A 746-nucleotide genomic window follows, 5' to 3' on the forward strand; every position below is an offset into this window, starting at 1 on the left:
ACGGTCATTGTTGAACTCTGACGCTTAATTAACTAAATGCCGCTCGGTTTGCAATTTAGTGATGTAAACTTAGGGCATATCATTTCAAGGCTTTACATTCCGATTCTTGATCGCTCCGATCGGGATTCGTTTCCTACGAGGTAAAAATGACGTTTCATTTCCCCCTGAAAAATCGCCAGACACCTTGGGTAGCGATATTCGCTTTATTCATCGCGATGATGACCCCTATTTTTGTGCAAGCCACAGAAAGCACAGAGCCTCCTATTATCTCTGAAGCAGAAGCTTCTATAGATAGCTTGAACATCGACATTGTCGATTTATCGCAAAGCCTATCGCAAACGGCCGGTGACGAGCGCGATGCGCTTCAGCTACAACTTTTCCAAAAAAATGAAGAGTTGAGAAATCAATTAGCATCCGCGATTGAGCGTGAGTCCATCCCTCGTGACAAGCTGATTAAGCTCGTCAAAACGCAAGAAAAGTACTCAAAAGACGCGACCGATTATCTGACGACCAAAACCAAAGAAGTCATTGAAGAGTTAAACAAAGCGAAAGACGAAGAAAAGCTCGCGCTTATTAACGACTACCGCGAGCTTCAACATTACTTGGATGTGAGCTTTGATTCGAGCTGGCAGAATTTGGCATGGCTCAAGCAATTAGGCGTTCAAAATGAACGTGCAGAAGCGGAATTGCAAGATAAGTTAGATAAACGCATGCGTTTGCTATCGGCATCGATGGCGTATCTGCGT

Annotated in this window: 1 pseudogene; it reads left to right on the forward strand. The window is 44.1% G+C overall.

Annotated features, from left to right (window positions below):
* Positions 1-146 precede the first annotated feature (146 nt).
* Positions 147-746: pseudogene (locus R7Z47_RS24695) on the forward strand (mechanosensitive ion channel protein MscS); the annotation flags it as partial.

Source organism: Vibrio sp. 1641 (assembly GCF_033339995.1).
Taxonomy (GTDB): domain Bacteria; phylum Pseudomonadota; class Gammaproteobacteria; order Enterobacterales; family Vibrionaceae; genus Vibrio; species Vibrio alginolyticus.